The following is a 10,213-nucleotide window of genomic DNA, read 5'->3' as shown; positions in this document are numbered from 1 at the left end:
GATCTGGATCCAGTTCAGTTCGAACACTGACTGGTCGATCGGCGCGGCGAAGTCCTGGGGGTTCAGGGTCCGGGTGGTGAGGTGGGTGGTCAGGATGGGTGCGTTGTCGGAGCCGGTGATGGTGATGGTGTGGGTGGCGCCCTCGGTCGTGGTGTAGATGCCGACGGTGGTGGGGGCGGCCAGGCGCCGGTGGATTGTGGTGTCGGTGAAGGTGAACGGGAGCTGCGGGGCAGCGTTGAGCTGGTCGGTGTCGGTGGTGAGGAAGACGGTGTGCAGTGCGGCGTCCAGCAGCGCGGGATGCAGCAGGAACCCGTCGACGGCGGCAACTGCGGGCAGGGTCGCGGTGGCCCAGGCCTGGTGACCGTGGTGTCGGATATCGGTAAGCCCTTGGAACACCGGGCCGTAGTGGTAGCCGCGGTCGTAAAGATCCGCATAGAACGTCGCAGGTGCAGTGGCCCTCGCACCCTGCTTCGGCGGAGACACTGCGGCTGTTCCCGAGGGTTCGGCGGTGAGGACGGCTGTGGCGTGATGCGTCCACGCGGTCGGCTCGTCGGAGTCGGCCGGGCGGGTGTGGACGGTGGCAGTGGCGGTGTCGGTGTCGGGTCGGTAGGTGATGTTCAGCTGGAACCGGTGGTCTTCCGGCAGGATCAGCGGGGCGTACAACGTGAGTTCTTGCAGATGGGGGTGCTCGGTGCCGGCTGCGATGTTCAGGACCAGTTCCAGCAACGCGGCGCCCGGAAGCACGACCGTGTCATACAGTGCGTGATCACGAATCCACGCACTCCGATCCGCAGTCAATACCGCGGTTCCGGTGATGCTGCCATCGGGGTGGGCGACCATCGCGTCCAGCAACGGATGCCTACCAGGATCCTGGCCCAACGCCTCGGCGCTACCCCCGGCAGCCGGAGCCAGCCAGTAGCGGGAGTGTTGGAAGGCGTAGGTCGGGAGGTCGGGCAGCGACTCAGGAACCGGGTTGGTACTGGTGCCGGGTGGGATCAACGGTGCGCCGTGGACGTGGGCTCGGGCGGCGTTGCCCAGCAGCTGTCGCAAACCGTCGTGGTCACGGCGTAGCGAGCCGATGACCACTGTCTCGAAGTCCTCGAAGCTGTGTTCCAGGGCGGGGACCAGCACCGGGTGCGGGCTGGACTCGATGAACATGCCGAAGCCGTCGGCGTGCAGCGCCAGAACCGTGTCGTGGAATCGAACCGGGCGACGCAGATTCTGCCACCAATAGGCGGCATCGAGCACAGTGGTATCGGTGACGCGGGCGGCGGTGACCGTGGAATAGAAAGGGATCCGCCCCTGGCTCGGGCTGATTTTCAGCTCCGCCAGCACCGAGTGCAGACTCTCGATATGGACACTGTGTGAGGCGTAGTCGACATCAATCAGCCGGGCACGAACATCGCGAGCCTGATACTCCGCCACAACATCAGCCACCACAGCTGCCGGGCCCGCGATTACGGTATGCCGAGGCCCATTGATTGCGGCGATCTCCAGCCCCGCAGGCAAATCGGCGGCCGGCAGCGGCACCGAAGCCATCGCGCCTGTACCCGACAGCCCGGATAGCGCTCGGGCCCGCAGAGCACACAACCGGGCGCCGTCCTCCAGCGACAGCACCCCCGCAGTCACAGCTGCCGCGATCTCACCTTGCGAATGGCCTACCACCGCATCTGGGACAACACCCAGGTCGTGCCAGGCAGCAGTGATCCCCAACATCACCGCGAACAACGCCGGCTGCACCACATCTGTCCGCGACCATTCCCCAGAACCTGATGTCAACATCTCCAGCACGGGCCAGTCCACAAACGGCTGCAAGGCCTCAGCACACTCCTGCAGCCGCGCCGCGAATGCCGAATTCGAACCGTAAAGAGCAGCAGCCATGCCCGGCCACTGCGAACCCTGACCCGGATACACGAACACACACCGCGGCCGATCTGAGCCGGCAAAGCCGATGGTCAAACCCTCATGCTCATGGCCCTCAGCCAACGCCTGCAAGCCCGTCGTCAACTCTGACCGAGACCCGCACAACACCGCGCGATGCTCCAAACGAGCCCGACCGGCCAATGCCCTACCGACCCCGGCCACATCGAGGCCGCTGGGCTGATCCAGCACCTCGGCCAACCGACCGCCCTGAGCTCGCAACGCCCCCGCCGAACGCCCCGACACCACCCACACAGCAAGAGCGTCCTCACCAGCAACATCAGCCGAAGCCGGCTCGGGAGCCTGCTCCAAGATCACATGGGCGTTGGTGCCGCTGATGCCGAAAGAGGAGACCGCGGCCCTGCGTGGGCGTCCGGTCTCGGGCCAAGGCCTGGTCTCCGTCAGCAGGCTCACCCCGCTGCCGGCCCAGTCCACGTGCGGGCTGGGGGCGTCGACGTGCAGTGTCTTCGGCAGCACCCCGGCGCGCATCGCCATCACGGCCTTGATCACACCGCCGACCCCCGCAGCAGCCTGGGCATGACCGATGTTCGACTTCAACGAACCCAGATACACCGGATCTGCAACGGCTCGATTCCGGCCATAGGTCGCGGCCACGGCTTGGGCCTCGATCGGATCACCCAATACGGTGCCGGTCCCGTGGCCTTCTATCAGGTCCACATCTGCCGCGACCAAACCGGCGTTCGCCAAAGCCTGGGCGATCACACGCTCCTGAGACGGGCCATTCGGCGCCGTCAAACCATTACTCGCCCCATCCTGATTGACCGCACTCCCCCGAACCACCGCCCACACCCGACGTCCAGCACGCGCCGCATCAGACAACCGCTCCAGCACCAACAGGCCGACACCTTCGCTGAAGCCCGTGCCGTCGGCAGCGGCGGCAAAGGCCTTACATCGTCCGTCCCGCGACAGTCCCCGCTGCCGGCTGAAGTCGACGAACAAACCCGGTCCGGCCATCACCGTCACGCCACCGGCCAGTGCCAGGTCGCACTCCCCGGCCCGCAGCGCCTGCCCCGCCAAATGCAACGCCACCAACGACGACGAACACGCGGTATCCACGGAAACCGCGGGACCCTCCAACCCCAACACATACGAAACACGGCCCGACGCGACGCTGATACTGCCGCCAGTAAGCAGATATCCGCCCAGGTTGTCAGAAGACGCGCTCAAGCCCGGGCCGTATTCCTGTGTCATCGCACCGGTGAAGACCCCTGTTCGGGTGCCGCGCAATGCCGTCGGATCCAGCCCCGACCGCTCCACCGCCTCCCACGCCGTCTCCAACAACAACCGCTGCTGCGGATCCATCGCCAACGCCTCACGCGGACTGATCCCGAAAAACTCCGCATCAAACCCGCCAGCATCAAACAAGAAGCCACCCGATCGCGTATACGAAAACCCCACCCGATCCGGATCCGGATCATAAAGACCCTGCACATCCCACCCACGATCCGTGGGAAAAGTCCCAACCGCGTCCCGCTCACCGAGAACCAGATCCCACAAATCCTCCGGCGAACCCACACCCCCAGGAAACCGACACGCCATACCCACCACGGCCAACGGCTCGGCGAGGTCGATTCCGGTGGCGCTTCTCAGCACCGAGTCCGTACCGCTGCCCAGAATCCGCGCGCGAAGATGGACGACCAGCTCCGTGGGCGTCGGATAGTTGAAGAGAACGGTCGAGGGAACCGGCACGCCTGTCGCATTCGCAAGGCGGGCAGACAGATCGACCGCCCCCAGGGAGTCGAGTCCGAGGCTCTTGAACGTCTGCTCGTTGGTGATGGACGCCAGCGAATCGTGACCGAGGACTGCTGCCGCGTGCCGGCGGACCATCGCCAGGAGATGGGCGTCTTGCTCGACAGGGGTGAGCCCGCCCAAGAGCACGGCGAGGGCGTTCACCTCGTCGGTCTCTAGCGGAACGGAGTCGAGGTCGAGGTCGAGATCGTTGGACCTCGACTCGCCGGACTCCGCCATCGGGCCGAAGGGAAGAGGGAACAGCTTGTGTTGAAAGGGGTAGGTCGGCAGGTCCGGTAGTAGATCAGGGCTTTGAGGTGAGCTGGTGCCGGGTGGGATGAAGGGTGCGCCGTGGACGTGGGCTCGGGCGGCGTTGCCCAGCAGTTGTCGCAAGCCGTCGTGGTCGCGGCGTAGCGAGCCGATGACCACCGTGTCGAAGTCCTCGAAGCTGTGCTCCAGGGCGGGGACCAGCACCGGGTGCGGGCTGGATTCGATGAACATGCCGAAGCCGTCGGCGTGCAGCGCCTGAACGGTGTCGTGGAACCGGACCGGCTGCCGAAGGTTCCGCCACCAATAGGCGGCATCAAGCACAGTGGTATCGGAGATGCGTGCGGCGGTGACCGTGGAATAGAACGGGATCCGCCCCTGGCTCGGGCTGATTTTCAGCTCCGCCAGCACCGAGTGCAGACTCTCGATATGAACGCTGTGTGAGGCGTAGTCGACGTCAATCAGCCGGGCACGAACATCACGTGCCTGACATTCCGCTACAAAATCAGCCACCACAGCCGCCGGGCCCGCGATTACGGTGTGCCGAGGCCCGTTGACTGCAGCGATCTCCAGCCGCGTGGGCAGATCAGATGTCAGGTCAGCGGCTGGCAACGGCACCGAAGCCATCGCGCCAGTGCCTGACAGCCCGGATAGTGCCCGGGCCCGTAGCGCACACAACCGGGCGCCGTCTTCCAGCGACAACACCCCGGCAGCCACCGCCGCCGCGATCTCACCCTGCGAGTGACCGACCACCGCATCCGGGACAACACCCAGGTCCTGCCAGGCAGCAGTGATCCCCAACATCACCGCGAACAACGCCGGCTGCACCACATCAGTCCGGGACCATTCCCCAGAACCCGACGTCAACATCTCCAGCACCGGCCAATCCACAAACGGCTGCAACGCCCTAGCACACTCCTGCAACCGCGCGGCGAACGCCTGACTCGAGCCGTATAGAGCAGCAGCCATGCCGGGCCACTGCGAACCCTGGCCTGGATACACGAACACACACCGCGGCCGAGCCGCTCCGGCAAAACCGACGGTCAGCCCCTCGTGCTCGCGCCCATCAGCCAACGCCTGCAGACCCGCCGCCAACTCCATCCCAGACCCACACAGCACCGCGCGATGCTCCAGACGAGCCCGACCGGCCAACACCCGACCGACTCCGTTCACATCGACGCCAGCAGCCTGATCCAGCGCCCCGGCCAACCGACCACCCTGAGCCCGCAACGCCCCCACCGAACGCCCCGACAGCACCCACACGCAAAAAGCATCCTGATCAGCGTCACCAGAACCGGTGGAACCGGCGACATCGGCGGAATACGGCTCGGGAGCCTGCTCGAGAATCACATGCGCGTTGGTGCCGCCCATCCCGAACGAGGACACGCCCGCGATCAGCGGCCTGCTCTCGTCCGGCCACGGCCCGGCCTCCCGCTGGACCCGGAGGTTCAGCTCGCCGAGCGGGATGTGCGGGTTGGGCGTGTCGAAGTGCAGGCTGGCCGGCAGTTCCCGGTGCTTGAGGCTCAGCACGGTCTTCATCAGGCCCGCGATTCCCGCGGCCGCCTCGAGGTGCCCGATGTTCGTCTTGACGGAGCCCACGGCCAGTGGTGGGGAGTCGGCTTCGCGGGGCTTGCCGAGGGCGTTGCCGAGCGCCTCGGCTTCGACGGGGTCGCCGACCTTGGTGCCGGTGCCGTGCAGTTCGACGTACTGGACCTGGTGGGGCGGCACGCCGGCGGCGCGGCAGGCGGCGCGGATCACGGCCTCCTGGGCCTGGCTGCTGGGGGTGGTCAGGCCGGTGCCGCCGCCGTCGTTGTTGACGGCGCTGCCGCGGATGACGGCGTGGATCCGGTCCCCGTCGTCGAGTGCGGCCCGGAGCGGTTTGAGGACGACCAGGCCCGCGCCTTCGGCACGGACGTAGCCGTTGGCGCGGGCATCGAACGTGTAGCAGTGTCCGTCGGGGGAGAACCCGGCGAGCTTGCCCGCGGTGATGTGGCTCTCGCCCGCCAGGGCCAGGTTGACGCCGCCGGCGAGGGCGAGCACGCTCTCGCCGCGCCGCAGGCTCTCGCAGGCGAGGTGGACCGCCACCAGGGAGGAAGACTGTCCGGTGTCGACGACCAGGCTCGGCCCCCGCAGGCCGTGGAAGAACGAGATGCGGTTGGCGATGATGCCGCGGTGGGTGCCGGTGAGCGCGTGCCTGCCGATCCGGTCGACGCCGCCGCGGTTGAGAAGGGTCGCGAAGTCGCTCCAGATGGACCCCACGAACACCCCGACGGATGCCGCGTCGCCGGGGTCGGCCGGCCCGAGACCGGTGAGCGGGTCGATCCGCGCGTCCTCGAAGGCCTCCCAGCTCAGCTCCAGCATGATGCGCTGCTGGGGATCCATCTGACGCGCCTCGCGCGGACTGATCCCGAAGAATGCGGCGTCGAAACCGAGGACGGTGTCGCGGTCGAGGTAGCCGCCGTGGCGCGAGTTGACCTTGCCCGGCGCCGACACGTCGGCGTCGTAGAGCTCTTCCATCGGCCAGCGGTCATCAGGGGTCTGACTGACGGCGTCGACGCCGTCGCGCAGCAACTGCCAGAACCGCGCGGGATCCTCAGCCCCGGGCAGCCTGCAGGCCATTCCGATGACGGCGATGGGGTCGGTTGCGTCGGAGCCGTGCGCACGGTCCGTCGGGTCGCTCGTCATCGTGGTGATCCGTCCCTCCGGCCCGCTTTGCTCGAGTGCGTCCATGCTCGGCAGGACGGCTAAGGACGGGCTTGGCACGTTCTAAATCCAAACCGCCTCAAGCGGCCCCGTGGCCTGGTCGAACCGCGGCCGGCGATACCGCCGCCGATAGGATGACCGCCGTGTTCCGCAGGACACGAAGGATTCGGAGGCCCCATGAAAAGGACATGCCGACCGAACGAGCCGAGCACGACCGCAGGCCGAGCCGAACCGCCCGCGCACTCGGCGTCCACACGCCTTCTGGAGCGTGAGAGTCAGGTCTGTGCCATACACCGGGTACTCGCGGAGGCCGGTGCCGGGAACGTGAGCACGGCGGCGGCCCAGGGGGCCGCCGGATGTGGGAAGTCCGCACTGATGCGCCTGGGCGTGCAGAAAGCAGAGGCGGACGGGGCGGCGGTTCTGTGGTTCGACGGCGGATCGCTGTCCGGGTGGCTGACCGTCGCCGGAGAGCGCCGACTGTTCACGCTGGACGACGCGGTCGCGCAGCTTTCGCCCGACGCGATCGGGCGGCGTCCGCTGGCGGCCTGTATCGACGACGTACACCTGGTCGGCTCCAACGAGCTCGACCGCCTGCTGCCGATACTCGAGGGGATCTCGGCGCACGGTCTCGCGTTGCTGTTCACCAGGGCGTCGACCAGCGATCCGGACCGCAACCGCCTGAGCTCCGTGCTGGTGCGGCAGCCGCGGGTACGGGTGATCCCCGTCGGCGCGCTGGGACGGTCGGCGACGAAGCGTCTGGTCACAGACTTTCGGAGCACGCAGACGGCAATCGCGAGCCAGGCGGACGCCGCAGGCCTGACAGGGAGCGCCGATCTGGCAGAGCACGTCTATGAGCTCTGCGGTGGCAATCCTCTACTTGCCCAAGCCCTGATGGATGAGTGTCTCGGACCGGCCACTCCGTCCGCTGCACCCGGGCCGTGGACGGAGCCGGCCGAAGGGGGGTTGTTCGGCCAAGTCGTGCTCACCTGTCTGGAGCGCAGTGGCCGCGAAGCGGCGGAGACGGCGCTGGGCCTGGCTGTACTGGGAGCGGAGGCGGCCGAGGACGCCGTGGGCGTCCTGCTCCGGCGGGACGTGTCCGCGGTTCGGCGGGGACTGCGCGTCCTGAACGAAGTGGGCGTGGTGGACGGCCTGCGGTTCCGGCACCCGGTCATGGCACCGACGATCCTCGGTGCGCAACCGCCCGGACGCCGGGTGGAACTGCACGAGCGGGCCGCACACTCACTGCACGCGGTGGGTGCCGAGTCGGTGGTGATCGCCCGCCATCTGGTGGCCGCCCGGCGCACGGCCGGAAGCTGGGGAATCAGTGTGCTGCGTGACGCCGCCGCGCAGGCGGTCGCCGCGGACCACGCACAGGAGGCGCTGCAGATCCTCGGTCTCATCGCACATCAGGACCCTGACGAACATCTGCGCACCGCGACCCTGGTCGGGATCGCCGCGATCACCGCACGACATGACCCGTGTACGGCCGAGCAGTCGCTCCGTGAGGCGCTCGACACGTCCAGGCCGGTATCGGCCGGACCGCGGGAAGCGGCGCAGTTGATCACCTGGGCTCTGCTCAACGCGTGGAACGAAGAGGGTGACGAGGCCGGAGAACAGCTCGCACCCCCCGCGGACAGCCGCGGCTCGACGATCGTCAGCACCTTGGCGGAGCAGTGGTGGGAACGGACGCTGCTGCTGCGCCCCCGGCCGATCGCGGGCGCCCGACAGGCATATCCGGCGCTGCTGCCCGCGTCGGTGGCGTGGTTCGGCTCGGGTCACGGAGCCGATGACGCTGAAGACCTGGAGCTGGTCCAGGAACGACTCCGGGGTTCGGCACTCACCGAGGAGACGCTGCCGGAGATACTCAACTCCCTGCGAGTGCTCGCGGCGGCCGACCGGCCGCACATCGCCATGTCCCACGCCCGGGAACTCGCCGTGGACGCCGAACGCCGGAACGCGCCGGGCTGGCACGCACTGCTGCTCGCCGCCATGGCGGAGTTCGCGTTGGCCCAGGGCGGTTTCCAGGAGGCGGAGGCCCTCGCGCGGCAGGCGGCGGAGGCGACCCGCCTGCGCACCGACACCTTGTTCGACATCGGCCTGCGCATCAGCAGAATCCTCGCCTGGACGGAGATGGGCCAATATCAGAAGGCAGACAGGCTGCTCGCCCTGCCGGTGCCGGACAGCCTGCACGACAGCCTGCGCAGCCTGGGGTATCTCCGCGCCCGGGGGCGGTTTCTGCTGGCCACCGGGGATCCGGACCGGGCGCTGGCGGCGTTCACCCGGATCGGCGAACGCGCCGCCGGCTGGGGGGTGGACCGCCCGGCACTGATGCCGTGGAGACTGGAGCTGACCGAAGCCCTCATCCGGGTCGGCGATCTGTCCGGCGCTCGGGCCGCCGTCGCCGTGCAGAGCCGAGATCTGGACCGCAGCAGCCGGAGCGTGCGCGGCGCCACGCTGCGTATTCAAGCCCTCCTGGCCGACGGCGCGGAGCGAACCGGCCTCCTGCACGCAGCGGTCGAGGAGCTGGCCGGCAGTGCGGACCGGTACGAGGCGGCGCGGGCGATGGCGGATCTGGGAGCCGCGCACGGGGCCGCGGGCGACGCGGCGAGCGCACGCCGGATCCGGCGGCGTGCCTGGCGCCTGGCCGAGGAGTGCCACGCGCTGGCGCTGTGCGAGCAGATCCAGCCCGGGCTCGAGCCGGCCGAGGGTGATTCCGAACTCCTGTCGGAGGCGTCGCTGGACCGGCTCACCGCCTCGGAGCGGCGCGTGGCCCATCTGGTGGGCCGGGGCGAGTCCAACCGCGATGTGGCGGCCCGCCTGTTCCTCACGGTGAGCACGGTGGAGCAGCATCTGACGCGGATCTACCGGAAGCTGGGCATCTCCGGCCGCCAGGGGCTCGAGTGGCTTTTCACGGCCGTCGAGACGGACGGCCGGACCGACGGCTAGACGGGCATCCGGTTCCTGGGCGGCGATGCGCGGCGGGGCCGGGGACCGGTCGCGCCGTGCGTCACCGCGTCGGCGGCCGTCGCCGCGTGCCGGCGTGGGCGTCGGCCCTGCTCATTGCCGAGGATGCGCTGCTGGAGTTCCTGCAGGGAGTCACAGGGTTCCAAGCCCAATTCGTCGTGGAGCCGCCGTCGGGCCGACCGGTAGACGTCCAGGGCCTCGGCGCGCCGCTCCGAGTAGAAGAGCGCGAGCATCAGCAGGCAGTAGAAGTCTTCGCGGAGCGGGTGGTCCATGATCAGGGCCTGGAGCCGGCTGATCACCTCGCGGTGCCGTCCCAGGGCCATGTAGCACTCGATCATCATCCCCATGCAGTCGATCTTCGCCGCTTCCAGCCAGGTGGCGAACGCGTGCAGGATCGGGCCGTCCCGCAGGTCCTCCAGCACGGGGCCGCGCCACAGAGCCAGGGCGCCCTCGAAGGTGAGGATGGCCCGCTCGTGGTCACCGGCGGCGGCGGTGGCGGGAAGCTGAACCCGAAACACCCGTCCGACCATGACGTGCACCTGGCGTTCGCCTCAGTGAACATGCACGGCGAAGTGAAATCCTTCTACACCGGCACGGACGGCGTCGAGGA

The 10,213-nt window shown here is 68.4% G+C and carries 3 protein-coding genes; 1 reads left to right on the top strand and 2 read right to left on the bottom strand.

All coding sequences use genetic code 11. The features are described from left to right. Positions 1-6,621: type I polyketide synthase (locus GWK61_RS49320; protein ID WP_438939825.1), on the bottom strand; the 6,621-nt coding region annotated here is incomplete at its 3' end. A gap of 342 nt (positions 6,622-6,963) precedes the next feature. On the opposite strand from GWK61_RS49320, the gene GWK61_RS60285 reads away from it, so the two are divergent. Then, positions 6,964-9,585 carry a helix-turn-helix transcriptional regulator gene (locus GWK61_RS60285; RefSeq protein WP_194920610.1) on the top strand — a complete coding sequence of 874 codons (2,622 nt, stop codon included), beginning with the start codon at positions 6,964-6,966 and terminating at the stop codon, positions 9,583-9,585. Here the strand turns inward: GWK61_RS60285 and GWK61_RS49310 are convergent. Continuing rightward, entirely contained in the window at positions 9,582-10,133 is a 552-nt protein-coding gene (locus tag GWK61_RS49310; RefSeq protein ID WP_194920609.1) for a BTAD domain-containing putative transcriptional regulator, read from the bottom strand. The two genes, GWK61_RS60285 and GWK61_RS49310, sit on opposite strands and share 4 nt — an antisense overlap. Between the last annotated feature and the right edge of the window lie 80 nt (positions 10,134-10,213).

It is taken from the genome of Catenulispora rubra, assembly GCF_015356825.1.
In the GTDB taxonomy this organism is placed as follows: domain Bacteria; phylum Actinomycetota; class Actinomycetes; order Streptomycetales; family Catenulisporaceae; genus Catenulispora; species Catenulispora rubra.
Note: the sequence above shows the minus strand (reverse complement) of the source record. Positions and strands in the feature narration are given on the sequence as shown.